Origin of the sequence: Arthrobacter sp. Marseille-P9274 (assembly GCF_946892675.1) — a bacterium.
In the GTDB taxonomy this organism is placed as follows: Bacteria; Actinomycetota; Actinomycetes; order Actinomycetales; family Micrococcaceae; genus Crystallibacter.
This window is the reverse complement of record NZ_CAMPOV010000002.1, coordinates 128926-154016: the sequence shown is the minus strand read 5'-3', so window position 1 is coordinate 154016 and position 25091 is coordinate 128926. Positions and strand designations below refer to the sequence as shown.

Sequence of the window (25091 nt, the reverse complement as noted above, 5' to 3'; positions counted from 1 at the left end):
CGGTAGTTAGTTGGCGGTGGTGCGCTGTCAGTTACCCAGGTGTTGGACGGTCAGCGGGTCGAAATCCTCTGCCCCGGAAATGGCGGCGACCTGCCCGACCAGGATGAGGTGGTCGCCGCCGTCGTAGCGGGCCCAAAGACGGCAGTCCAGACGCGCGCCTTCGAACGGCAGTGCTGGTGCCCCTACCAGACTCTGTCCGGGAGCCAGCCCGGCGAACTTGTCCGAGCCCCGCGTTGCGAAGCGCGGTACGAGGTGGGCGTCCCCCTCGGCCAGCACATGGACCGAGAAAGCGTCCGTGGTGCTCCAGATGCCAATCGATGTCGAACGCCGGTCCGCGCACCAGGACACCAGGGGCGGATCCAGCGAAACAGAGGTGAAGCTGTTACTCACCAGTCCCACCGGCCTGCCATTCGGCCCGGCCGAAGTGACGATGGCGATGCCGGTCATCCAGCGGCGCATGACGCCACGCAATTCGTCCGCCGTGCAGCCGGTAATGCTCAGTGTTTCCACGGTCGTCCTCCTGTTGGAAGTTGGTGCTGCATCAATCTTGGCGAGCACCACTCAGGAGCGGCTATCCGATCCCGGCGGACTCCTATCCGGTTTGCGTGATGGCTGGCGCAAAGCAGCGCCGGCCAACAAAAGGACCGGCGTCGCTATGACGCCGGTCCTTTGGCTCTTCGTGCCAGGCAGGCTCAGGAATTGCGCGGCACGAGGGCAAGCACCCGGGCGGGGCTGCCGGTGCCGCCGACGATCGGCAGCGGCGCGACGATCAGCAGCGCTCCGCGCGGCGGCAGCTGGGCAAGGTTCTGCAGTGAGGTCAGGCCGTACTTGTCGGCGCCAAGCAAGTAGTAGTGCATCGGGAAGACCGGATCCAGCGCACCTGCGTTGCCGGCGTCAATCCCCACGGTTTCCACCCCAAAGCCGGCGATGCCGGTCTGCGACAGCCACTGCGCACAGTCTGCGGAGACGCCCGGGGTATGGGAGCCGTTATCGTCGACGTTGAGGAATTTCTCCCGGTCTTGCGCGAACGCGTCCCAACCCGTGCGGTACAGCACCCAGCCGCCCTCAGGCAGCGGGCCGTGCTGCTCCTCCCAGGCGCGGACGTGCTCGACCTCGAGCAGGAAGTCCGGGTCTGCGGCGGCTTCCGCCGTGAAATCGAGGACGACGGCGGGGCCGATGAGGCGGGGGAGCGGAATGTCGGCGACATCGTGGCTGTGCCGCCCGGTCACCCAGTGGACGGGGGCGTCGATGTGCGTACCGATGTGCTCACCCGTGTGGATATTCTGGTGCTTCCAGAATGGCCCCGGCTCGTCGTACTCGCTCACGGTCTCCAGACTGAAATCGATGAGGTTGGCGAACGGCTCGGGCAGCCGGAGCGTCGGTGTCTCACTGCTGAGGCGGTTGGTGAGGTCTACGATCGCGACCTCGTTGCCCGCCAGGGCGTCGAGGAGCTCGACGAGGGGTCCGGCGGCCCTGTGGGTTACGGTGTTGGTGGGTTCGGAAGTCATTCATCCAGCTTTCGGATCGTGGGATGGCACGGCATGGCCCCGGTCACAGTGGACGGCGGGTCGTACATGTCTACCACCCGCAGCGAGGCTATTTCTAGGCATTCGCCGAACTTTTATCGCCTTCTCTAGACGATCGTCATTTTTCCGGCATACGATGGTGGACGGCCCGGAAATCCCCCCGAATGGGGACCATGCGCCGGGGAGAGGAGAACCATGGACGCGCAGGCGAATGAGCAGCATGCAGAGTGCCTAGCTGGAGCCAGTATCGAGCGGACGGTCGAGTGGGCCGATACCGATGCGGCGGGGCACCAGCACAACTCAGCCATCATGCGCTGGGTCGAGGCGGCCGAGGCCGAACTGTTCCGCAGGTTGGACTTGCCGGACTATTTTCCCTGCGCTCCACGAGTGCAGCAGGTCATCAACTATCGGGCAAAACTGTGGTTCGGCCAGCGCGTCACCGCAACCCTGCAGGTCCAGAACGTGGGCCGTACCTCGCTGACCTTCGCGTTCGAGGTGCATGGCCAGCCGCACGACAAGTCGTCCGGCGGGCTGGCGGCGTATGGCACCTTTACTACGGCCTATGTCCCGGAGGGGGCCGACGGGGCGGCCCCTTGGCCGGAGCACATTCGTGCCGCCCTCGCCCGGGGATCTTCCGTTTCGGTCTGAACAGACCACCGGTCCATACCGGCAGATTCTTCAGACAGCTTTTCAGACTCTTTTCCAGAAGGAGACTTCCATGACCGCTACCAGCACCCAACCCCCGCAGAGCTGCGCCGCCGCGACCGGCGCTGCCGCAGTGGCCCCGTCTTCCCACCCGGCCCCTCGCGCTGCCGCAAACATCGCCGAGCTCGTCGGCTATACGTTGGCGCAGCTCGGAGTCGGCCACGTCTTCGGCGTGGTAGGCAGCGGCAACTTCGTGGTGACTAACGCGCTGCGCCGGCACGGCGTGCCCTTTACCGCCGCTCGGCACGAGGGCGGTGCGGCGACGATGGCTGATGCATATGGGCGGATGTCCGGACGAGTCGGCGTCGTCTCCACGCATCAGGGGTGCGGTCTGACGAACGCGGTCACCGGGATCGGGGAGTCCGCCAAGAGCCGCACGCCGATGATCGTCCTGACGGCAGACGCCGCGGCATCGGCGATCCGGTCGAACTTCAAGATCGACCAGGACGGCTTGGCGCGGAGTGTCGGAGCAGTAGCCGAACGTATCCACTCGCCGCAGAGTGCAGTGGCGGACACGCTGCGGGCGTATCGCACCGCAGTGAACGAGCGGCGGACAGTGGTGCTGTCGCTGCCGACTGACCTCCAGGCGGCCCCGGTCCCCGAGGGGGTCCCGGCCGTCGTCGTTCCGTTGGAGGCGCCGCAGACGGTTAGGCCGAGTGCCGCGGCCATCGCACGGCTCGCCGGGCTGCTCCGCGCAGCGCGGCGCCCTGTATTCGTGGCTGGCCGTGGGGGCCGCAGCGCAGGGGCGGAAATCGCCGCGCTCGCAGAGGCGAGCGGCGCCCTGGTGGCGGCCTCCGCCGTCGCACATGGCTTGTTCAATGGCGATCCCTTCAACCTTGGTATATCCGGCGGCTTTTCCTCGCCGTTCACCGCGGCGACCATCGCGGATGCCGACCTGGTCGTCGGCTGGGGGTGTGCGCTGAACATGTGGACGATGCGGCATGGCTCGCTGATCGGCGCGAACGCCAAGGTCGTTCAGGTCGACGTGGAGGACTCCGCGTTGGGTGCGAACCGTCCGGTCGATCTGGGCGTGCTTGGTGACAGCGCCGAGACCGCGGCTGCCGTATTGGAGGAACTGAGGGCGACCGGACATCGGGCCACCGGACTGCGCACGCCGGACATGGCGGCGCGGATTGCGGCGGAGTCGCGTTGGAATGATGTGGACACAGAGGATATTTCGACGGCGGAGGCCATCGACCCGCGGGTGCTGAGCCGCGAGCTGGACCGGATCCTGCCGGCACAGCGGATTGTGTCCATAGATTCCGGGAATTTCATGGGGTATCCGAGCACCTATCTGTCCGTGCCGGACGAATTCGGGTTCTGCTTCACGCAGGCATTCCAATCGATCGGGCTGGGCCTGTATACCGCGGTGGGTGCGGCGAGGGCCCGGCCGGACCGGCTGCCGGTGCTCGGCACGGGAGACGGCGGGTTCCTCATGTCAATTGCGGAACTGGAAACCGTGGTCCGCGAGCGGATTCCGCTGGTGGCGGTGGTCTACAACGACTCGGCCTACGGGGCCGAGGTGCACCATTTCGACGCCGACGAGGAGGACCTCGAAGTGGTCAGGTTCCCGCTGGTCGACATCGCCTCAATCGCCCGGGGGTACGGCGCCGAGGCGGTCACGGTCCGCACCGTGGAGGACCTGGCCGCCGTCGCCGAGTGGGTCAACGGGCCCCGGGAGAGGCCGCTGGTCATCGACGCGCGCATCGCGTCGGACGGAGGCGCCTGGTGGCTCGCCGAAGCATTCAAAGGGCACTGAGCCAGATGGATATCCCCGCTCCTCCTCTGCGGCACCAGCAGCTGATCCTGACCATCTATGGACTCTACGGCCGACGTGGCGGCGGTCTTCTTCCGGTCTCGGTCCTCATCGACATGCTTGGCGACCTCGGCCACGATGCCCCCGGCGTGCGCTCGGCCGTGTCCAGGTTGAAGGCCAAGGGTGTCCTCAACAGCGTCAAGACCGGCGGCTTGGCAAAGTACGAGCTGTCGCCACGCGCGCTCGAAATGGTTAATGAGGGCGATGAACGCATCTTTGCCCCGTACCGTGGCGAGCCCGGAGGACAGTGGGTGCTCGCGATTTTCTCCGTCCCGGAGGCGATGCGGGACCGGCGGCACCAGCTCCGGACCGAACTGACGCGGTTGGGCTTCGGGTCCATGGCGGCGGGTGTGTGGATCGCTCCGGCCGGTGTGCGCGAGGGTGCCAAGCGGCGGCTGGCCTCCCGCGGCTTGGCAGACTTTGTCGAATTCTTCACCGGAGAATACGCAGCCGAGGGCGATATGCGCCAACGCGTTGCCCAGTGGTGGGATCTGGAGGCCCTCGGCGCCCAGATCACCGAATTCATGGACTACTACGGGAACGCGCTGGCCGATTGGTCCGACTTGCTGGGCGGGGACGGAGAGAGCGCCCTGCCAAATCCTTCGGCGGAGCTGCGCCGCGACGCCTTCCGCTATTACGTTCCTATGCTCACGCTGTGGCGGCGCCTGCCCTACAGCGATCCGGGTCTGCCGCTGGAGTACCTTCCAGAGGGCTGGCAGGGGCCCGAGGCGCGGCGCATCTTCTTCGGAACGCACCGTCTGATCGCGCCCTTGGCCGAGGCCCATGCCATGTCGCTGGCTGCCAAGGCTCAAGCGGCGTAGCCAACCACGCCAAAGCGGCCCGGCCGGCTTTCTGCCGGCGGGGCCGCTTCGCCGGAACTGCCCTTTTAGCGGTCCTGGATCACCGCAATGCCCTGGATCTCGATCAGGGCTTCCTTCTGCCAGAGCCGGCTGACGCCAATTCCCGCCATCGCCGGGTACTCCGTGCCGGCCATCTGGCGCCAGAGCTTGCCGATCTCGCGGCCGTTGGCCATGTAGTCGTCGACATCGGTGAGGTAGATGGTCACACTGACCAGGTCTTCGGGGTGCCCGCCGGCCTCTTCCAGGGTCACCAGAACGTTGGAGAAGGCCTGCTTGAACTGCTCCACGATGCCGCCGGGAACGATGTTCATGTCCTTGTCCAAGGCGGTCTGCCCGCCGAGGTAAACCGTGTTGCCCGCCAGAATGCCGTGCGCGTAGCCAGAGGGCTTCGGCAGCGATTCGGGGTTGATGGTGCGGTTGGCGACTGCGGTCTGGTTGCTCATTCCTGCTCCTTGGCTCGGTGTGTCCGATTTCACAAATTTCCGAAAAAACCTCTGTGCAGATCCTTTCGACCGTGCTACGTTGAGCATATGTGACGACCGTAAAAAAGTCGACACATCAAATCAAAGGAGATCGACAGCGTGAAATTGGCCACCCTGCGCACGGACGCAGTGACAACGACGGCGGCGGTCCTGATGGGCACGGAGACCTACCTGCCGCTGCCCGCGAGTGATGTGGGCGCCTTGATCGCGGACCCGGCCTGGCGGGAGCGCACAGAGGAAACGGTGCGCACCGCCCCCGCATCCGCCGTCGTACAGGTCTCAGGACCGCAACTGGCGCCGTTGCTGCCGCGTGCCGGCAAAGTCATCTGCTGCGGGCTGAACTACGGAGACCACATCCAGGAGATGGGGCGGGAGCTGCCGGAGTACCCGACGTTGTTCGCCAAGTTCGCCGACACGCTGACCGGTCCGTTGGACGAGCTCGAGGTGCACGGCAGCGACAGGGTGGACTGGGAAGCCGAGCTGGCCGTGGTGGTAGGGGCGACGCTCACGCGGGCCGATGAAGCCGAGGCGGCCGCGGCGATAGCCGGCTACACGGTGGCCAACGACGTCTCCATGAGGGACTGGCAGAACCGGACCCTGCAGTGGTTCCAGGGCAAAGCCTTCGACGCGAGCACTCCGGTGGGGCCGGTCCTGGCCACGGCTGACGAGTTCGACGGCAGCGGCTTCGAGGTGCGCGGCTACGTCAACGGCGAACTCGTCCAGCGGGGCCACACGCGGACGCTCGTCTTCGGCCCGGCGCGGCTGCTGTCCTACATCTCGCAGTTCACCACACTGCGCCCGGGGGACCTGGTCCTGACCGGGACGCCGGGCGGAGTGGGGATGGGCATGAAACCGCCGCGCTTCCTGCAGGACGGCGACACTATCACGACCGAAATCGACGGGATCGGCCGGTTGGAAAACCGCGTCCTGATCCGTGCACTGGCACTGAATAACTGAAAAGGAGCAGGACATGACCGAGACAACTACCGAATACCGCACCGAGGGAGACAACTCGATCTACGCCGGTACCGACGGCAAGGTCGTGCCCGTGGTGACCCGCGGGGGCAGCGAGGACACCAACACGGCTCAGTCCGGCGACTGCGTACGGGTGTCCGGCGTCAGCATCCAGCACACGCCGGCGACCAAGATCTGGTTCGGCCAGGTCTCCAATGTCCCGGGATACCGGTCGCTGCCGCACCACCACGGTGAGGCCGAAACCGGCGGCTACGTGCTCCGGGGCCACGGCCGGATCTACTTCGGCGAGGACTACTCCGAGTTTATCGATATGAAGGCCGGCGACTGGGTGTTCGTTCCTCCGTTCATGCCCCATGTGGAGGCGAATATGTCCGTCACCGAGGAGTTGGTCTGGCTGACGGCGCGCACGCCGGAAAACATCGTGGTCAATCTTGAGGACGTTGCCGATGAGTCGCTGGAAGGATACCGACGGGCATGAACACCATGAGCGGGACCTTGACCGCGGAAACCTTCCTGCGGGCCGTCGATCTGGAAGCCGTCGACGCCGAGGTCTTCGACGAGGCCTATGAAGCCACGACCCAGTACGTCCCGTGGCCCAAGGCCTACGGCGGAGACATGGTGGCCCAATCCGCGGCGGCCATGATGCGGTCTGTCGCCTCCGACCGCCAACTCCATTCGATGCACAGCTACTTCATGCGGCCCGTCGACATTGGTGCCGTGGTCCGCTACGAGGTGGAGAAACTGCGCGACGGCCGCGGGTATTCCACGCGCAGCGTGCGCGGCTACCAGGGCGGCAAAACGGTGTTCGCGGCGATGGGCTCATTCCAGGTCGCCGAGGAGGGGCCGGAGTTCCAGCCGGAGATGCCTGCAGCAGTGGAGCCCGAGTCACTGCGCAGTGCCGCCGAAGTGCTCGCTGGCGTGGAAGGCGACGCCGCTGCCTACTGGTCGCAGGGCCGCAGCTTCGACATGCGCCACGTTCCCGGTCCCGTTTATGTGGAGGTCGAGGGTGCAGCGATCCCGCAGCAGGCCGTCTGGGTCAAAGCCTTCGATCGGCTGCCCGACGGCGCCGACCTGCACCGCACGGCGCTGGCCTACGTCTGCGACTACACCATTTTGGAACCGATCCTGCGGGCCCAGGGCCACTACTGGGCCGAGCCGGGGCTGGCCACTGCCAGCCTGGACCACTCGATGTGGTTCCACCGCGACGGGCGCGCCGACGAATGGGTGCTCTACGCCCAGGAAGCCGTCTCCGGACAGCGCAACCGGGGGCTGGCGACGGGCCGGTTCTTCGACCGCTCGGGCCGCCTGCTGGCCACGGTTGCCCAAGAAGGCATGATCCGCGCCGCACGTTGAGCTTCGGCGGCATCCGGCGCAATCCAGATGCCGCCTCAGCTCCGCGGCCCTCCCATTCATCCCACTGAAAGGAACGCCATGGAACTGTCCCCGTCAGCACATGTGGACTCGTTCACGCGCGACCACCTCCCGCCGGCCGAGCAGTGGCCGGTGCTTGAATTCACCCTTCCTGAATTGCAGTATCCGGAACGGCTCAACGCCGCGTCTGTCCTCGTCGATGACGCCGTGGCAACCTTCGGCGCGGACCGTCCGGCCCTGCACACGCCCGAGGGCGAAACCTGGAGCTACGGGCTGTTGCAGCAGCGCGCCAACCAGGTCGCCCGGGTCCTGACCGAGGACCTCGGTGTAGTGCCTGGCAACCGGGTGCTGCTGCGCGGCCCGAACAATCCGTGGTTGGTTGCGGCCTGGCTCGGAGTGCTCAAGGCCGGTGCCGTCGTCGTCACGACGATGCCTGTGCTGCGCGCCAGCGAAGTTGCCAAGATCTGCGAACTGACCCGTCCGGTGGCAGCGATCTCGGACCACCGTTTCGCCGCCGGGCTGGTGCACGCCGTGGGTGCAGGAACCGCAGTCGTCACCTATGGAGCTGACGACGACGGCGACCTCATTGCCCGCTGCGCGCGTAAGAGCGGAACGTTCGACGACGTTCCCACGGCAGCCGACGATGTCGCGCTGCTCGGGCCAACATCCGGGACCACAGGCACGCCCAAAATCACCATGCACTTCCACCGGGACATCCTCGCCAACGCAGATACCTTCGCCCGGCACATCCTCAAGCCGACGGCCGACGACGTCTTTGCCGGCTCGCCGCCGCTGGCCTTCACCTTCGGGTTGGGCGGCCTGGTGGTCTTCCCGCTGCGCTTCGGCGCATCCGCCCTGCTGACGGAGCGAGCGACCCCGGTCGAACTGGCCAGCCACGCCGCCGCAGCCGGGGCCACCGTGCTCTTCACCGCCCCGACGGCCTACCGGGCCATCCTGAAGGAGGGCGAGGCTGACCTGCTCAAGGGCCTGCGCATGGCCGTTTCTGCCGGTGAGCATTTGCCCAAGGAAACGTGGGAAGCGGTGCGGGCGGCTACCGGCCTCTCCCTGGTCAACGGAATCGGGGCCACGGAAATGCTGCACGTCTTCATCTCCGCCGCCGGCCCCGACATCCGGCCCGGCGCCACGGGTGTGGCGGTGCCCGGCTTCCGGGCCACGATCCTGGCGGCGGACGCCAACGAGGCCGCGCCGAACGAGCCCGGCAGGCTGGCAGTCATCGGTCCTACTGGCTGCCGGTACCTGAACGACGAGCGCCAGCTGAACTATGTCCAAGACGGCTGGAACATCACCGGGGACACGTTCCTGCGCGACGAGGACGGGTACTTCTATTACCAGGCGCGCTCCGACAACATGATCATCTCTTCGGGCTACAACATCGGCGCTCCCGAGGTGGAGGCGGCGATCGACCAGCATCCGGACGTCGCGGAGAACGCGGTGATCGGCCGGCCGGATCCGGAGCGCGGCAGCGTAGTCTGCGCGTTCATCGTGCTGCGCGAAGGCGTGCAGCCGGACGACGCCAAGCGCAAGGACATCCAGGACTTCGTGAAGGCGACGATCGCGCCCTACAAGTATCCGCGGGATGTGCGGTTCGTGACTGAACTGCCCCGCAACCCCAGCGGCAAGCTGCAGCATTTCAGGCTGCGCGAAGCGCTCGGGAACGAATCTGCAGAATTAGCCGGCGCCAACCAGGCCCGCTGAAAGGACCAGGACATGAAAATCGCAATTGTTGGCGGGGGACCCGGCGGGTTGTACTTCGGTGCACTGATGAAGCAGTTGGATCCCGCTCATGAAGTGACCGTATGGGAACGGAATGCGGCCAGCGATACGTTCGGCTTCGGCGTCGTATTTTCCGATGAAACCCTCGGCGGGATCGGGAACGCGGATCCGGTAGTGGCCGACTACATGAGCCGCCGCTTTGCCCGCTGGTCTGACATCGACATCCATTTCAAGAATGAGACCGTCACAGTGGGCGGACAGGGCTTCGCCGCGATGAGCCGCAAGGAACTGCTCGAACTGCTGCAGCGACGCTGCACCGAACTCGGAGTGGACCTGCGCTTTTCGACCCTGGCACCGCCGGTGGAGGAACTCGAGGACGGCTATGACCTGGTGCTGGCCGCGGACGGAGTCAACTCGCAGATCCGTGCAAAGTACGCCGAGTCCTTCGGCCCGGACCTTGATCCACGGCCGAACAAGTTCATGTGGCTGGGCACAGACCAGGTGTTCGAGGCCTTCAAGTTCTTCGTCAAAGAGACGAAGCACGGCGTCATGCAGATCCACGGCTACCCGTACTCGGATGCGGGCTCCACTTTCATCGTGGAGATGCACGAGGACGTGTGGCGGGCGGCCGGCTTCGACGAGACAGCCGGCGATGTGTTTGCGCCCGGGGTCTCCGATGAGAAGGCCATCGCGAAGGTCCGCGAACTCTTCGCCGAGGAACTCGACGGCTACGAAGTGCTGGCGAACAACTCCAAGTGGCTGAACTTCACGACCGTACGCAACCGCAACTGGCGGCACGGGAACGTGGTGCTGCTCGGCGACGCCGCGCACACCGCGCACTTCTCCATCGGCTCGGGAACCAAGCTCGCCATGGAGGACGCATTGGCGCTGGCGGCGTGCCTGCACGAGCAGCGGGACCTCGAGTCCGCGCTGGCTGCCTACGAACTCGAGCGGCGGCCGGTGGTCGAATCGACCCAGCGCGCCGCGCAGGCCTCACTGGAATGGTTCGAGCGGATCGGCCAGTACAAGGACCAGCCTCCCACCCAGTTCGCCTTCAACCTGCTGACGCGCAGCCGGCGCATCACCCAGGACAACCTGCGGTTGCGGGATCCCGAATTCGCCGGGCTGGTGGACCGCCATTTCGCCGAGTCCCAGGGACTGCAGCAGGTTGTGCCGGCCATGTTCCAGCCTTACAAGATCGGCGACCTGGAGCTGAAGAACCGGATCATCGTCTCGCCGATGGACATGTACTCCGCGACCGATGGAGTCCCGGGAGATTTCCACAAAGTGCACTTGGGCAGCAAAGCCCTGGGCGGAGCCGGCCTAGTGATGACCGAGATGGTCTGCGTTTCTGAAGAGGGGCGCATCACGCCTGGCTGCACGGGGCTGTACAACGAGGTCCAGAAGGACAGCTGGAAGGACATCGTGGGCTTTGTCCACGGGCAGTCGACGGCGAAGATCGGTGTCCAGATCGGCCATGCCGGCCGCAAGGCCTCCACCCGCCTGATGTGGGAAGGCATTGACGAGCCGCTCGAATCCGGGAACTGGGAAGCCGTCGGTCCGTCGGCCCTGCCATACGGTCCCGGCAGCCAGACCCCGCGGGAAATCGACCGGGCAGAGATGGGCCAGGTGAAGGCCGACTTCGTCGCCGCTGCGAACCGCGCCGCCGAAGCAGGATTCGACCTGCTCGAGGTCCACGCCGCGCACGGTTACCTGCTCTCATCCTTCCTCTCGCCGGTCGCCAACCAGCGCACCGATGAGTACGGCGGGAACCTGGACAACCGGCTGCGCTTCCCGCTCGAAGTCTTCGATGCAGTGCGCGCGGCCTGGCCGGCCGACCGGCCGCTGACCGTGCGGATTTCCGCGACGGACTGGATCGAGGGCGGCAACACCATTGACGACGCCGTAGAAATCGCCAAGGCGTTCGCCGCCCACGGCGCGGACGGCATTGATGTGTCCACCGGCCAGGTCGGCAAGGAGGAAGAGCCTGCCTACGGCCGCAGCTACCAGACTCCATACGCCGACCGCATCCGGCAGGAGGTGGCCGAACCGTCAGGGACGGCAGTGATCGCCGTTGGCGCCATTTCTTCGTACGACGACGCCAATTCGATTCTGCTGGCCGGACGCGCCGACCTGATCGCCCTCGGCCGCAGCCATTTGTACAACCCGCAATGGACGCTGCACGCGGCTGCCGAGCAGGAATACAGGGGCGAGGGCGCGGAATGGATTCCGCAGTTCCGCGCCGGCCGGCGCAAGCCTCCGAGCTCGCGCACCGATGCGGTCAGGCCGCGGCTGTCCTTGCTGCGGGAGGCCGAGGACGAGCAAGCGCCCGGTCACCTCCGGTGGAAACCCGCCACAGCCAGGCAGCGCACCGAGCCCGCGATGGCCAAGTAATCTTGGGCGGATAACGGTTCGCTATATCTCCGGGCGGGAGGCAGCGCTTGCCTGCCTCCCGCCGTCCCACTCTGCACCACCACCTGCTCACTCCAATGACGAAATGAGACTCATGTGGCAACTGCTGCCGTAAACACATGGACTGTACCGCCGCGCACCACGCGGCTGGTTCTTTTCTGCTGCTGGCTCGCCATCCTCGCAGAGGGCTACGACGTCGGCGTCCTGGGCGCGGTCCTCCCCGCCCTCGCCGAATACCGGGCGTGGGATCTCACCCCGCTGGAGCTCGGCGGACTCGGTGCCTACGCGCTGGTAGGAATGCTTTTCGGAGCCCTTTTCATCGGTACCCTCAGCGACCTGTTCGGCCGCAAAAGGATGCTGCTCCTCTCGATGCTGATCTTTACGCTGACGCAAGTAGGGGCGGCAGTGGCACCGACTCCCGAACTGTTCGGCCTGTTCCGCCTCATCGGAGGCCTTGGGATGGGTGGTGTCATTCCCGTAGCGGCGGCGCTAACCATCGAATACTCGGCGCCGAACAGGCGCTCCTACAACTACGGCGTCATGTACTCCGGTTACTCGCTGGGCATCGTCGCTGCCGCTCTGGTGGCGCTGTTCCTGCTGCCAACCGCCGGTTGGCGGTGGGTCATCGCGATCGGTGCGCTACCGGTTGTACTGCTGCCGTTCATTGCCAAGATGCTGCCGGAGTCGCTGGACTATCTGGAGTCCAAAGGCAGGCGCCAAGACGCCGACCGGCTGGCTGCCCGGCTGGGCATCGCCCCATACGTTCCGTCCGTTGCCGCAAAGCCAGCGGGAGACGCTGCCGAACCTTGGTGGCGGACAATCACGACCATGTTCTCGCCCCGGTACCTGCGTTCCACGGTGTTCTTCTGGATATCCCTGTTCTGCGGCATGGTCCTGGTCTACGGGCTGAATACCTGGCTGCCGTCCATCATGAAGTCCGCAGGTTACGATCTGGGCTCCTCCTTGGCCTTCCTTCTCGTGTTCAGCCTTGCCTCTGCCGCCGGAGGGCTGGCGTTGGGCCGGGCTGCGGACAAGTACGGGCAGAAGCTCATTCTCGTTGTGTTCTACCTGCTTGGAGGCGTGGGCATCCTGCTCCTCATGTTCCCCGGCAATATGGTGGTCAATCTGTTGTTTGTGGCGTTCGCTGGCATCGGCTCCATCTCCACCTCGCTGGTACTTACTGGCTACATCGCGGACTACTACCCGGCCAACGTGCGGGCTACAGCGACCGGCTGGGCCCTCAGCTTCGCTCGGCTTGGAGCTATCTCCGGGCCGTTGATCGGTGGCTGGATCGGAAGTGCTGCGCTGCCCTTCGAGTGGAACTTCATGATCTTTGCGGGAATTGCCGGGTTGGCCGCCATCGCGGTCGCCCTGATTCCGAAGCGCAGGGCCATGGCGATGCCTGGCCAGAGGTCAGGCGACGAAACAGTCGACATCGCCTCCCGCTGAACTGCCACATGGCGCCGCCCGGCCTAGGGCGGCGCCATGTCTGTTTACGCCTCCTGCTCTCCAGGCCGGGACGGTACTCTATGGCGCATGGACATCATCCTGGTTCCCGGGTTCTGGCTGGATGCTTCGTCATGGGCGGAGGTGACGCCGCCGCTGGCCGCTGCCGGGCACCGGGTGCATCCGCTGACGCTGCCGGGGCTGGAATCGCGCCAGGCGCAGCGGGCGGGGATCGGACTGCGCGACCATATCGACGCCGTCGTTAAGGAAGTGGACCGGATCGGCGGCCCGGTGGTCCTGGTGGGGCATTCGGGCGGCGGCGCGATCATCTACGGGGCGGCGGATGCCCGGCCGGATTCGGTGGTGCGCTGCATCTACGTGGACGCGGGGCCGCTGGCGGAGGGCGGCGTGATCAATGACGAGCTGCCGGCGGAGGGCGACGAGGTGCCGCTGCCGCCGTGGGAGGGGTTCGAGGACGGCGACCTGGTGGACCTCGATGACGAGCTGCGGGCGCAGTTCCGCGCGCGGGCCATCCCGCAGCCGAAGGGGGTCGCCTACGACAAGATGCGGCTTTCCGACGAGCGCCGCTTCGACGTCCCCGCGACGGTCATCGCCTGCGAGTTCCCCTCGTCACTGTTGCGCGAATGGATCGACGCCGGGCATCCGTTCGTTTCGGAGCTCGCCCGCATCCGGGATGTGGAGTATGTGGACCTGCCGACCGGGCACTGGCCGCAGTTCACCAGGCCGGCCGACCTCGGCCGGGCGATCCTGGCCGCCGTTGACCGAACCGCCTGACCGCAGCGCGGCCGAACCGACTGAACCGGCGGCGGACGCCCCGTTTCCTCCGGCGGTCAGTTCCGTGGGCCGACCGGCGGCTTGACCGCATGCACCGCGCAGCCGGCCTCGAGGATGACGCGCTGGGCGGTGCTGCCCAGGATCAGCTTGCCGACGCGGGAGCGGCGGCGGACGCCGATGACGACGAGTTCGACATCGTCCTCGTAGGAGACGTCGACGATCAGGTCCCCCGGGTCGTCGTTACCGACCATGTGGCGCACTTTGGTGCTGATCCCGGCGGCCTCGGCCCGCTCCAGCAGGCTGGCCAGCTCGGCCTGGGCATGCTCGGTGTTGTCGGCCGCACCCGGCCCGAGGATGCGCAGGTCGGTGCGGCGCAGGGCGGCCTCGCCGATGGCTGCGGTAAGGGCGGCGCGGCCCTCGTCGGTCGGGACAAAGCCCACGGCAACGCTCATGCTCGGATCCTCTCGGGCTGGTGCTACTTGACCGGTGTTTCGAGCGTGCCCTCGTTGAGGAAGCGCCGAAGGTTGGCCAGGGTCAGGGCGGCCATGTCCGCCCGGGTTTCGTGCGTCCCGCTGCCCAGGTGCGGCAGCACGACGACGTTCTCCATCTCCAAAAGCTGCGCGGGAACGCGCGGCTCGTCTGCGAAGACGTCCAGCCCCGCGCCGGCCAGGCGGCCCTGGGCCAGCGCGTCGACGAGGGCGGTTTCGTCGACGACGGTGCCGCGGGCGATGTTGACCAGGTAGCCGCCGGGGCCGAGGGCCGCCAGGACTTCCGCGTCCACGAGCTTCTGCGACGACGGACCTCCTGCCGCGGCGACGATCAGGACGTCGGAGCACCGGGCGAGTTCCACGAGGGAGTCCACATACTCGTACGTCGAGCCTTCGACGGGGCGGCGGTTGTGGTAAGCGATGGTGCAGTCGAAGCCCTCCAGCCGGCGGGCGATGACCTTGCCGATCCGGCCGAGGCCGAGAATGCCGACCCGCTTGCCGCTCGCCTTGGTGGCCAGCGGGTAGTTGCCCTTGGCCTCCCAGTCGCCGCGGCGGACGTAGCGGTCGGCGGCGCTGATCCGGCGCAGCACATCCACGTAGAGCGCGATGGCTGTGTCGGCGACGCAGTCGTTGAGGACATCCGGGGTGTTGCTGACGCCGATGCCGCGTTCCGCGGCCTGGTCCACGTCGGTGGTGTCATAGCCGACGCCGAAATTGATGACCGCCTGCAGGTTGGGCAGGGCACGCATCAGTTCGGTGCCGACGCCGAAGCGCCCGGACGTGACGGCCACGGTGAACTCCGCGCCGCGCTCATCGAGGAAGGCGCTGCGTTCATCGCCATCGTCGGGCAGCCGGACGGCGTCGTAGTCATGGATGAGGGCATCTCCGACGGCGGGCATCAACGGGCCTACCTGGAGGACGGCATGAGGCATAGACATACCGGCGAGCGTAGTGAGGGCATCGATTCGGGTCCAACTCCCAATTTGGATGGATCAATGCCCTTGAGGTATCGGTGACGGGCTGGGTTCCAAAAGGCGCGGAAATACGCGGAAGTGTGGCCGTTGTCACATGGCGAACGGCCGCCAACGGGCTCCGTCACGTCTCCGACATGGAAAAACATTCCTTGACGCGATCGGAGCCTCGTCGGGAAGCTGTTTGCCAGCACCGACCCCTGGCTTCAAGCACAGACGGCTCCGAAGCCGCAACCGTGTGGGGCGCGTGACCAAGATTCCGGAGGATTCAATGATGTCTTCACTTCGCACCCAGGGGCAGTTCGCCCTGCGGCTCTCCGCCGTGGCTGCCGGCGGAACCCTGCTGCTGAGCGGCTGCTCGGTGGCCAACTCGGAAGGCGCCGGCGGCGCGACCGCCGCCAGCTCCGACACCATCCGCGTGGTGCTGCAGCAGGAGCCGCCGACGCTGGAACCCTGCGAGGCCAACCTGACGAGCACCGGCGTGGTGGACCGCTCGACGATCACCGAACCGCTGATCGAGCGCAACCCGACCAGCGGCGAGCTAGAGCCGAAGCTGGCTACCGAGTGGGAGTCCAAGGACAACAAGGCCTGGACGCTGACCCTGCGCGAGGGCGTCACGTTCCATGACGGCAGCGACTTCACCGCCGAGGACGCCGCCGCGACGATCGAGCGTGCCGTGAACTCCAAGCTCGGCTGCAACGTCGAGGGCTACGTCTTCGGCGACCAGGACCTGGACGTGAAGGCAGTCAACGACACCACCCTGCAGGTCACCGCCCAGGAGGCCGACCCCATCCTGCCGCTGCGGCTGTCCTTCCTCGAAGTGGTGCCGGCGGAAACCTCGGACACGGAGAAGGTCCGGGAACCGGTCGGCACGGGCCCCTACCAGCTCGAGCAGTGGGATGCGGGCCAGAAGATCACCCTGGCGCGGTTCGACGGCTACTGGGGCGAGAAGCCGGCTTACGCAAAGGCTGAGTACCAGTGGCGTGCCGAGAGCAGCGTCCGCGCGGCGATGATCACTTCCGGCGAGGCTGACATCGCGACCGGGCTGAGCCCCGAGGACAACATCGGCGACCTGGGCGTCTCCTACCCGAACAACGAGACGGTCGCGCTGCGCATGCACAGCGACAAGGCTCCGTTCGACGACATCCGGATCCGGCAGGCAGTCAACTACGCCATCGACAAGGAAGGCATCGTCGCCAGCCTCTATGGCGGACGCGACAAGGCCGCGGCACAGCTGGTGCCCTCCGGCGTCGTCGGCCATAACGAGTCGCTGCAGCCCTGGGCGTTCGACCTGGAAAAGGCGAAGCAGCTGGTGGCCGAGGCCAAGGCCGACGGCGTGGACACCAGCGCACAGATCGACATGGTCGTGCGCAGCGCGCAGTTCCCGAAGATCGAGGAGCTGGGCCAGGTGCTCCAGGAGCAGCTCACCCAGGCCGGCCTGAACGTCAAGCTGCAGATGCTCGAGACCAGCCAGCACCTGACCTACCAGGTCCGCCCGTTCGCCAAGTCCGACGGCGCGCTGATGCTCATGACGCAGCACGGCAACCAGGCCGGCGACGCGGCGTTCACGGTAGACCAGTACATGCTGACCGACGGCGCGCAGAGCGCCTTCGGCACCCCCGAGCTCGACGCCCTGATCAAGAAGGCCGACGCAGCCACCGGCGAGGACCGGCAGAAGGCCTTCGAGGAGGTCTTCGCCTACCAGAACGACAAGGTGGTGCAGTTCGCCCACATCGCCCACCAGACCGGGATGATCGGCAAGGCGGCCAGCGTGAACTACGAGCCGAACTCGTCCACCGGCGACGAGCTGCGGCTGGCCGAAATGGCTCCGGCCAACTAGCGGCCGGGTCTGACGAGGGATTCGAGGGACTCATGTTGACCTACCTGAGGAAGCGCATCCTCTCCAGTGCACTGCCCCTGGTGGTGGTGATTGTGGGAGTGTTCGCGCTGGCACGGCTGACCGGCAACCCGGCCACCCTGTACCTGCCGCTGAACGCCACCGAACAGATGCGGGCGGACTTCACCGCCCGAATGGGCTTGGACCAGCCGCTGCTGGTCCAGATGGCCGACTACTTCGGCGGCGTCCTCAGGCTGGACTTCGGCGAGTCCCTGAGGACGGGGGAGTCCGCGGCGGCAATGGCGCTGCGGGCTTTCCCGGCCACCCTCCAGCTGGCCGCCACCACCATGGTGCTGGCCATCATCCTCGCCGTGATCGTCGGCTGCTGGGCGGCGCTCAAGCCCAACGGCGTGGCGGACCGGATTTCGAGCTTCGTGTCCATGGCGGCGGCGTCCATCCCGGACTTCTGGCTGGCCATCGTCGGCATCTGGATCTTCGCGATCACCCTCGGCTGGCTCCCGACCTCGGGCGTCAACGGGTCCGAGGCCTGGGTCCTGCCGATCGCCACGCTGCTGCTGCGCCCGTTCGGCGTGCTGGTGCAGATCGTCCGCGGCGCGATGGTCTCCGCCCTCTCCGAGCCCTACATCAAGCTGGCCCGCAGCAAGGGCGCCGGCGACGTGCGCATCGTGACGCACCACGCGCTGCGCAACGCCGCGGCTCCGGCGCTGACCGTGGCCGGCGACCTCACCGTCGGCCTGGTCAACGGCGCCGTCGTGGTGGAGACGATCTTCGGCTGGCCCGGCATCGGCAAGCTGATGATCGACTCCATCCTGCAGCGCGATTTCGCGGTGCTGCAGGCCGCCGTGCTGCTAACCGCCGTCGCAATTTTTGTCCTGAACATCCTCATCGACCTGGGCTACGCGCTGCTGGATGCACGTGTCCGCCCGGCCACCGTGAAGGCCTAGGAGGAACCATGGCCACACCACTCGTGCAGCCCGGACACCAGCCGCCCACGTCGGACGCGCTTCCCGAACCCGCGGCGGTGCCCCCGCTGGAGCCCCCCGCCGCGGAAGCGGCGGGGGCAGCGGACAGGAGGCCGGGCCTCTTCCGGCTCCTGCTGCGGGACAAATTCGCGACGGCGGCTGCCGCGGTCCTGCTCCTGGTGGGGCTGACCGCGGTGTTCGGTCCCGCCCTGATGGGGGACCTGGCGACGAAGCAGAACCTGCTCTTTGCCAATAAGGCGCCGTTCAACCCGGCCAACGGCTGGGAGTACTTCCTGGGCAGCGACTCGCTGGGCCGCAGCGTGCTGGCCCGGCTGGTCATCGCCACCCGGACCACCGTGGCGGTGGCGCTGCCCGCCGTCGCGATCGCCCTGGTGGTCGGCTCCCTGTGGGGGGTCTGGGCCGGCTACCACCGCGGCTGGCGCGAGACGGTCTCGATGCGGGTTGCCGATGTGATCATGAGCTTCCCGTCGCTGCTGCTCGCCGTCGTCGTTCTCTACGTGTTCAACCCAAGCATCGCGAACATCGTGCTGATCCTGGCCCTCACCCGCATCCCGATCTATCTGCGGACCGCGCGCGCCGAATCCGCGGAGCTGCAGAGCCGCACGTTCGTGGACGCGGCCCGGACCTTCGGCGCCAAGCCGAACGCGATCATCGGCCGGCACATGGTGCCGATTGTCCTGCCGACGCTGCTGACCCTGGCCACGCTGGAGTTCTGCTACGTGATGCTGGCCGAGTCCTCGCTCAGCTTCCTCGGCATCGGCATCCAGCCGCCGGACGTCAGCTGGGGCCTGATGGTGTCGCAGGGCCGGCAGTACCTGCAGACCGCGTGGTGGCTCTCGATCTTCCCGGGCCTGGCCATCGTGGTGACGACGATAGCCGCCAACATGCTGGCCGCGTGGCTGCGGATCGCGACGGACCCGGCGCAGCGGTGGCGGCTGGCGCTGCCGCGCAAGCGCCTGATCGCGCGGATTCCGGCCAAGACCGTTGAAGGGGACAAGTGATGAGCACCGTGACAGCGGCAGAAACAACGACGACGGACCGGAGCCTTCCGGTGGTGCTGAAGGTCGAGGGCCTGAACGTGGACCTGCGGACCCCTCGGGGGACCGTGCGGGCCGTGGACAACGTGGGCTTCGAGGCCCGGGCCGGCCAGACGCTGGCGCTGCTCGGGGAGTCCGGCTGCGGCAAGTCGATGACGGCCAAGGCCGTGGCCGGGCTGCTGGACCCGATCGCGGACGTCGACGGCGGGGAGATCCTGCTCAACGGCACGGACCTGGCCAGGCTGAGCCCGAAGCAGCGGCGCAAGTTCGCCGGGCCGGAGCTGGGCATCGTCTTCCAGGACGCGCTGACCGCGCTGAACCCGGTCTACCCGGTGGGGACGCAGCTGGGCGAGGCCTTCCGCATCCATCACGGGCTCTCGGCCAAGCAGGCCAAGGAGAAGGCGGTGGACCTGATGCGCCGGGTGGGCATTCCGGAGCCCGAGGCCCGGGTCAACGCCTACCCGCACCAGTTCTCCGGCGGCATGCGCCAGCGCATCCTGATCGCCATGGCGGTGGCGCTGAATCCGAAACTGCTGATCGCGGACGAACCGACCACCGCGCTGGACGTGACGGTGCAGGCGCAGATCATGGCGCTGCTGAAGAGCCTGCGCGAGGAGAGCGACATGGCTGTCGTGCTGATTACCCACGACCTGGCCGTCGTCGCCGAGGAAGCTGACACGGTGGCCGTGATGTACGCGGGCAACGTCGTGGAAACCGGCCGGGTGGCCGACGTGTTCGCCGGCCCGCGCCACCCGTACACCAAGGGCCTGCTGGAGTCGGTTCCGGTCAACGCCGAGCGCGGCGCGGAGCTGAACTCGATCCCCGGCAGCCCGCCGGAGCTGCACAAGATCCCCTCCGGCTGCGTCTACCAGGACCGGTGCCCGCTGGTGCAGGAGATCTGCCGGGCGGAGCGGCCTAAGCTGCTGCCCGTGGTTCCCAAGGCGCAGGCCGCTGCTGACGGCACAACCCCGCGGGCCGCCGCCTGCCACTTCAGCGAGGAGCTGGACAAATGACCGAGACCCGGATCCATACCGAAGGCCGTCCGCTGATCGAGGTCGACGGCGTCACCAAGACCTTCCACGTGGCCAAGAGCGCCTCCGGCAACAGCCGGCTGCGGGCGCTCGACGGCATCAACCTCTCCGTCCGTCGGGGTGAGACCCTGGGCCTGGTGGGGGAGTCCGGCTGCGGCAAGTCCACGCTGGCCCGGACGCTGATGATGCTGGAGCGGCCCGACGCCGGCGCGGTGCGCTTCGACGGCACCGACCCCTTCGGCCTGCGCGGCAAGGAGCTGCTGGAGTGGCGCCGCCGCGTGCAGATGGTCTTCCAGGACCCGTTCGCCTCGCTGAACGCGCGGATGACGGCGGGCGAGATTATCGCCGAGCCGTGGAAGGCGCACCGGGGGCTCTACACGACGTCGCGGGAGCGCGAGGCCAGGGTGCGCGAGCTGCTGCACATGGTCGGACTGCGGCCCTCGGACGCGAAGAAGTCGCCGCAGGAGTTCTCCGGCGGCCAGCGGCAGCGCATCGGCATCGCGCGGGCCCTGGCGCTCAATCCGGACGTGATCATCCTCGACGAGCCCGTCTCCGCGCTGGACCTGTCGGTCCAGGCCCAGGTACTGAACCTGCTCAACGACCTGCAGCAGCGCCTCGGCGTCTCCTACGTTTTCATCTCGCACGATCTGTCGGTGGTGCGGCACGTGGCGGACCGGGTGGCGGTGATGTACCTCGGCCGGATCATCGAAACCGGCCGCACTGAGGACGTCTTCGAGCGTCCGAGCCATCCCTACACCGCGGCCCTGATGTCCGCCTCGCCCAAGCTGGACGTCAGCGGCGCGGAGCGGAACCGCATCATCCTGCAGGGCGAGATCCCCTCCCCGCTGGACCCGCCCTCGGGCTGCCGCTTCCGCACCCGCTGCTGGAAGGCCCAGGACATCTGCGCGGAGCAGGCACCGGCCTCCGAGCAGGCCGGGGACAACCCGGCGCATCTGGCCGAGTGCCACTTCCCGCTGGAGAGCCTGAAAGTCCGGAGCGGGGAACTGGCGTCCATGCCGTGAGTTGGGCCGACTACGCGGTCATCGGCTTCGCCGTCTTCGCCGCGGCCGGCCTGCAGGCCTCCATCGGCTTCGGCATGGGGATGCTCGCGGCGCCGATCATCGCGCTGGTCGACCCGGAGCTGCTGCCGGTCACGATCATCATGCTCGCGCTGCTGGTGACCATCATGGTCACCGCACGCGAGCGGTCGGAGCTGGACCTGCGCGGCGCCGGCTGGGCACTGGTGGGCCGGATCCCCGGCAGCATCTGCGGCGCCTGGCTGGTGGCCGTGCTGCCGGGCGAAGGCCTGTCCTGGCTTGTGGCCGTCACCGTGCTGGCAGGAGTGGCCCTGGCCTTCCTGGGCTGGCAGCCCGCGCCCCGGCGGCTGAGCCTGGTCACCGCCGGTGCCGCCTCCGGCATCATGGGTACCGCCACCTCGATCGGCGGCGCCCCCATGGCCCTGATCTGGCAGCGCCACCAAGGCGCACGGCTGCGCGGCACCATGAGCGCCTTCTTCATGGTGGGCTCGGCCGTGTCGCTGGCCGCACTGGCCGTGGCGGGCGCGGTGACCGAGCAGGTCCTGATGCTCGTGGCCTGGATGGTTCCTGCCGTCGTCGCCGGCTACGCCATGTCCCGCTTCGTCAACCGCTTCCTGGATGCCCGGCGCCTACGCCTGCTCGCCCTGTCGGTCTCCGGACTCGGCGCGGTGCTGCTGGCCGGGCAGATCCTGCTCGGCTGAGCCCGCGGTGGGAGCAATCCCATTGGCCAGCCTCTAGTGATCGTCACGCCGGACCGCGTTTTCGATGTCTTAGGCGCCGCTAGCGTGGCCTCCGGACCACGTTGAAGAGCGGCCGCCCGGCGGCGAGATTGGCGATATTCGCGGCGATGTCCGCGGCGCGCCGTTCGAAGGTGGTACGGGCGTGCCCGGAGTGGTGCGGCGTGAGGACCGCGTTATCCAGTCGTTCAAAGGGGAATTCCGACGGCGGCACCTTGCCGTCCGCGGGAGCGCCCCACCAGACGTCGATGCCGGCCCCGGCGATCCGCCGCTCGGACAGCGCGGCATACAAGGCGGCCTGGTCCACCACGGGGCCCCGGGCGACGTTGACCAGCAGCGCCGAGGGTTTCATCTGCAGCAGCTCGGCCGCGCCGATGAGGCCGCGCGTCTCCTCGCTGAGCGGCACGGTCACCACGACCACGTCCGACGTCTCGAGCAGCTTGGGCAGCTCGGCCGTGCCGCCGACCCACTCGGGCTGCACGCCTTCGGGATGGGCCGCGGCGGGGTTGCCGCGCACGGCCCGCACCCGCATCCCCAGTGCGCCGCCGAGGCGGGCTACCTCGGCGCCGATGGAGCCCAGCCCCACCAGGCCGAGCACCCTTCCGTCGAGCGTTGGGTGGAAGGGCACCTCCGGTGAGGTGGCGATGGTCCGCCATTGGCCGCGGCGCAGTTCGCTGTCGGCGGCGAGCACCCGGCGGGAGAGCATGAGCGTCACCATGACCACGTGTTCCGCGATCGGCCGGGCGTGGTGGAAGGTGTTCGCGACGGCGGCGGCCGGCGGCAAGGAGTCCATGGCGATCTTCTCGAACCCCGCGCCGGTCACGTGGACCAGCCGCAGCCGGGCCGCTGCCGCGGCCTGCCCCGGCGGCAGGGCGGAACAAACAACGACGTCGGCGTCGGCCAGGGCGCGCAGCTGTTCCTCCGCGCTCCACCCGGACGCCATCACCCAGTGGTGGGCGCCGCCGTCGTACTTCAGCTGCTGCTCGAACCGGCTGATGATCGGATCGGTGACCACGATCCGCAGCGGCTCCGCCGCCGCACCGGCCGTCGCCGGCGGGAGCTTGGGAAAGATTGGCTGGGTCACGGGGAGGGGCTCCTTCTCGGGCGGCACCGGCGGGGGTGCTTCGACGATAGGCCTCCGCATCGATGCGCGTCCAAGCTAAAGTATGGACCGAACGATGCGAGGAGTGTATTGATGTTCAGCCTGATCCAGCTCCAGTCCTTTGTCGCCGTCGCCGAAGAGCTGCACTTCGGGGCGGCCGCCGAACGGCTCAACATGACGCAGCCTCCGCTGAGCCGGCAGATCCAGCTGCTGGAGAAGGAACTGCGGGCGCCGCTCTTCGACCGGACCAGCCGCAGGGTGGAGCTGACGGATGCCGGCAGGACGCTGCTGCCCAGCGCGCGGCAGATCCTGGACATGGCGGTCAAGACGGAGCTGGACGTGCGGCGCGTGGCGACGGGCGAGGCCGGCTCGGTCACGATCGCCTACACCGCGATCGCCGGCCAGAGCGCCCTGCCGAAACTCCTGCGCCGGGCGGCGGATGAGCAGCCCGGCGTCTCCCTGATCCTGCGCGAGCTGGTGTCGACCGACCAGATGGACGGCCTGGTCAAGGGCACGGTGGACATCGGGCTGCTGCGGCCCATCGTGGGCCGGCCGGGCATCGTGTCGCGGCCCCTGATGCGGGACCGTCTGGTCATCGCGCTGCCGCCGGGCAGTGAGCTTGCCGGCGACGGCGCCCTGCCGGTGCGGGCGCTCGAGGGCAAGCCCCTGATGATGTACTCTACGGCCGAGGCCCGCTATTTCCACGACCTGGTCCTGCGGCTCTTCGCCAGCGCGGGCGCCCATCCCAACGTCACGCAGTACGCCAGCCAGGTCCCCGCGCTGCTGGCGTTCGTGGAGGCAGGTCTCGGACTGACTTTGGTGCCGGCCTCGGCGCAGTCGCTCGCCCCGGCAGGGGTGCAGTTCCGGGAACTTGAGCCCTCGCGCGGCGTCAAGGACCTGAACCGGGTGGACCTCGAGGTGGCCTGGAACGAGAACAACAACAACCCCGCCGTCCGCAGGCTGCTGGCGCTGCTCGAAACACCGGCGGAGGACGAAAGCCCCGTTTGAGGGATTCCATCCCGGGCCGGCCCTTCGTACCCTAGGGCTGGGAGGTGTTCAGGAATGAAGGCAACGCAGGGTGACAGGATCATCGTCCGCGGCAGGACCGTGGAGTCGTCGGATCGGCACGGGGAGATCCTGGAAGTACGGGGTAAGGACGGAGCTCCGCCCTATTTCGTGAGGTTCGACGACGGGCACGAGTCGGTGCTCTTCCCGGGCGGGGACTTCGTGGTGGAGCCGCCGGGGTCCTAACGCCCGGGTCCTAAGCGGAGGCCAGGGAGCGGTCCAACCACGCGCGCAGCGCCGCGGCCGGCGCCGCGCCGGCCTGCTGTGCCGCGATCCGGCCGTCGACGACCACCATGAGGGTGGGGATCGACTGGATCCCGAACCGCGCGGACAGCCGGGGCGCCGCGTCCACGTCCACCTTGACCAGCTTGATCTTCCCGGCGCGTTCGCGGGCCAGCTGGTCCAGCACCGGACTGACCATGCGACAGGGACCGCACCAGGCCGCCCAGAAGTCGACGAGCACGGGCACCGGGGACTGCTCGGCGATCGCCGCGAAATCGGCGTCTCCGGCCGAGACGATCCACGGCAGGTCCTGATGGCAGCTGCCGCAGCGGGGCCGGCCCGAGGCAGCGGCGGGAACACGGTTGGCCTTGCCGCAGTGCGGGCACTTGACGATGGCGTTCTCCACATCGGGAGTGTACTGCGCTTCGGCCAGCGGGT

25 protein-coding genes are annotated in these 25091 nt (G+C 67.6%); 18 read left to right on the top strand and 7 right to left on the bottom strand.

Translation table 11 applies throughout. From position 1 onward, the window contains the following. Positions 1-27: 27 nt before the first annotated feature. Both OC550_RS13885 and OC550_RS13880 read right to left on the bottom strand, forming a co-directional pair. Positions 28-510: a flavin reductase family protein gene (locus OC550_RS13885; protein WP_262106488.1), complete on the bottom strand. Its 483-nt coding sequence runs from the start codon at positions 508-510 to the stop codon at positions 28-30. A 182-nt stretch (positions 511-692) separates the two neighbouring features. Next, a complete protein-coding gene (locus OC550_RS13880) occupies positions 693-1508 on the bottom strand; it encodes a cyclase family protein (RefSeq protein ID WP_262106487.1) in 816 nt (271 codons plus the stop codon). 213 nt (positions 1509-1721) lie between these two features. Between OC550_RS13880 and OC550_RS13875 the strand changes: the two genes are divergently transcribed. From OC550_RS13875 to OC550_RS13865, 3 genes are all read left to right on the top strand, one after another. Beyond that, positions 1722-2174, top strand: coding sequence for a thioesterase family protein (locus OC550_RS13875; protein ID WP_262106486.1), 453 nt, complete (start codon positions 1722-1724; stop codon positions 2172-2174). A gap of 70 nt (positions 2175-2244) precedes the next feature. After that, the gene (locus OC550_RS13870) at positions 2245-3990 is read left to right on the top strand and encodes a thiamine pyrophosphate-binding protein (RefSeq protein ID WP_262106485.1); all 1746 of its coding nucleotides are present in this window, start codon (positions 2245-2247) and stop codon (positions 3988-3990) included. Positions 3991-3995: 5 nt separating this feature from the next. Then, positions 3996-4868, top strand: coding sequence for a PaaX family transcriptional regulator C-terminal domain-containing protein (locus tag OC550_RS13865; RefSeq protein ID WP_262106484.1), 873 nt, complete (start codon positions 3996-3998; stop codon positions 4866-4868). A 65-nt stretch (positions 4869-4933) separates the two neighbouring features. Here OC550_RS13865 and OC550_RS13860 read toward each other — a convergent pair whose 3' ends face one another. Continuing rightward, positions 4934-5350, bottom strand: a complete 417-nt coding sequence (locus OC550_RS13860) for a RidA family protein (protein WP_262106483.1) — start codon at positions 5348-5350, stop codon at positions 4934-4936. A gap of 138 nt (positions 5351-5488) precedes the next feature. Between OC550_RS13860 and OC550_RS13855 the strand changes: the two genes are divergently transcribed. The 7 genes from OC550_RS13855 (at position 5489) to OC550_RS13825 (ending at position 14122) form a co-directional block, all read left to right on the top strand. Beyond that, on the top strand, positions 5489-6346 hold the full coding sequence (locus tag OC550_RS13855) for a fumarylacetoacetate hydrolase family protein (RefSeq protein WP_262106482.1): 858 nt from the start codon (positions 5489-5491) through the stop codon (positions 6344-6346). 13 nt (positions 6347-6359) lie between these two features. Further along, positions 6360-6842 carry a cupin domain-containing protein gene (locus OC550_RS13850; RefSeq protein ID WP_262106481.1) on the top strand — a complete coding sequence of 161 codons (483 nt, stop codon included), beginning with the start codon at positions 6360-6362 and terminating at the stop codon, positions 6840-6842. After that, a complete protein-coding gene (locus OC550_RS13845; protein WP_262106480.1) occupies positions 6839-7717 on the top strand; it encodes an acyl-CoA thioesterase II in 879 nt (292 codons plus the stop codon). The genes OC550_RS13850 and OC550_RS13845 overlap by 4 nt, the downstream gene beginning before the upstream one ends. 78 nt (positions 7718-7795) lie before the next feature. Next, on the top strand, positions 7796-9451 hold the full coding sequence (locus OC550_RS13840) for an AMP-binding protein (RefSeq protein WP_262106479.1): 1656 nt from the start codon (positions 7796-7798) through the stop codon (positions 9449-9451). 12 nt (positions 9452-9463) lie between these two features. Next, positions 9464-11863 (top strand): bifunctional salicylyl-CoA 5-hydroxylase/oxidoreductase, encoded by a 2400-nt coding sequence (locus tag OC550_RS13835; RefSeq protein WP_262106478.1) that lies wholly within the window; start codon positions 9464-9466, stop codon positions 11861-11863. A gap of 114 nt (positions 11864-11977) precedes the next feature. After that, positions 11978-13330 carry an MFS transporter gene (locus OC550_RS13830; protein ID WP_262106477.1) on the top strand — a complete coding sequence of 451 codons (1353 nt, stop codon included), beginning with the start codon at positions 11978-11980 and terminating at the stop codon, positions 13328-13330. A gap of 87 nt (positions 13331-13417) precedes the next feature. Beyond that, a complete protein-coding gene (locus OC550_RS13825) occupies positions 13418-14122 on the top strand; it encodes an alpha/beta fold hydrolase (protein WP_262106476.1) in 705 nt (234 codons plus the stop codon). A gap of 56 nt (positions 14123-14178) precedes the next feature. Here OC550_RS13825 and OC550_RS13820 read toward each other — a convergent pair whose 3' ends face one another. Together OC550_RS13820 and OC550_RS13815 are read right to left on the bottom strand one after the other, a co-directional pair. Beyond that, positions 14179-14574 (bottom strand): universal stress protein, encoded by a 396-nt coding sequence (locus OC550_RS13820; RefSeq protein WP_262106475.1) that lies wholly within the window; start codon positions 14572-14574, stop codon positions 14179-14181. A 23-nt stretch (positions 14575-14597) separates the two neighbouring features. Next, the gene (locus tag OC550_RS13815; protein ID WP_306556936.1) at positions 14598-15548 is read right to left on the bottom strand and encodes a 2-hydroxyacid dehydrogenase; all 951 of its coding nucleotides are present in this window, start codon (positions 15546-15548) and stop codon (positions 14598-14600) included. 304 nt (positions 15549-15852) lie between these two features. On the opposite strand from OC550_RS13815, the gene OC550_RS13810 reads away from it, so the two are divergent. The 6 genes from OC550_RS13810 to OC550_RS13785 are packed head-to-tail and all read left to right on the top strand — an operon-like array spanning position 15853 to position 22228. Next, complete coding sequence (locus tag OC550_RS13810) at positions 15853-17421, top strand: ABC transporter substrate-binding protein (RefSeq protein ID WP_262106474.1); 1569 nt, start codon at positions 15853-15855, stop codon at positions 17419-17421. A gap of 32 nt (positions 17422-17453) precedes the next feature. Beyond that, the gene (locus OC550_RS13805; RefSeq protein WP_262106473.1) at positions 17454-18383 is read left to right on the top strand and encodes an ABC transporter permease; all 930 of its coding nucleotides are present in this window, start codon (positions 17454-17456) and stop codon (positions 18381-18383) included. Positions 18384-18391: 8 nt separating this feature from the next. Further along, positions 18392-19423, top strand: a complete 1032-nt coding sequence (locus OC550_RS13800) for an ABC transporter permease (protein ID WP_262106472.1) — start codon at positions 18392-18394, stop codon at positions 19421-19423. After that, the gene (locus tag OC550_RS13795; protein WP_262106471.1) at positions 19423-20472 is read left to right on the top strand and encodes an ABC transporter ATP-binding protein; all 1050 of its coding nucleotides are present in this window, start codon (positions 19423-19425) and stop codon (positions 20470-20472) included. The genes OC550_RS13800 and OC550_RS13795 overlap by 1 nt, the downstream gene beginning before the upstream one ends. After that, on the top strand, positions 20469-21512 hold the full coding sequence (locus tag OC550_RS13790) for an ABC transporter ATP-binding protein (protein ID WP_262106470.1): 1044 nt from the start codon (positions 20469-20471) through the stop codon (positions 21510-21512). The genes OC550_RS13795 and OC550_RS13790 overlap by 4 nt, the downstream gene beginning before the upstream one ends. After that, positions 21509-22228 carry a sulfite exporter TauE/SafE family protein gene (locus tag OC550_RS13785; protein WP_262106469.1) on the top strand — a complete coding sequence of 240 codons (720 nt, stop codon included), beginning with the start codon at positions 21509-21511 and terminating at the stop codon, positions 22226-22228. The genes OC550_RS13790 and OC550_RS13785 overlap by 4 nt, the downstream gene beginning before the upstream one ends. A 79-nt stretch (positions 22229-22307) precedes the next feature. On the opposite strand, the gene OC550_RS13780 is transcribed toward OC550_RS13785, so the two are convergent. Further along, entirely contained in the window at positions 22308-23348 is a 1041-nt protein-coding gene (locus OC550_RS13780) for a 2-hydroxyacid dehydrogenase (RefSeq protein WP_262106468.1), read from the bottom strand. A gap of 111 nt (positions 23349-23459) precedes the next feature. On the opposite strand from OC550_RS13780, the gene OC550_RS13775 reads away from it, so the two are divergent. After that, complete coding sequence (locus OC550_RS13775; RefSeq protein ID WP_262106467.1) at positions 23460-24374, top strand: LysR family transcriptional regulator; 915 nt, start codon at positions 23460-23462, stop codon at positions 24372-24374. 54 nt (positions 24375-24428) lie between these two features. Beyond that, positions 24429-24617 (top strand): DUF1918 domain-containing protein, encoded by a 189-nt coding sequence (locus OC550_RS13770; protein WP_262106466.1) that lies wholly within the window; start codon positions 24429-24431, stop codon positions 24615-24617. Between the two features lie 10 nt (positions 24618-24627). Here the strand turns inward: OC550_RS13770 and trxA are convergent, their stop codons facing one another. Further along, positions 24628-25059 (bottom strand): thioredoxin, encoded by a 432-nt coding sequence (trxA, locus tag OC550_RS13765; RefSeq protein ID WP_262107170.1) that lies wholly within the window; start codon positions 25057-25059, stop codon positions 24628-24630. Between the last annotated feature and the right edge of the window lie 32 nt (positions 25060-25091).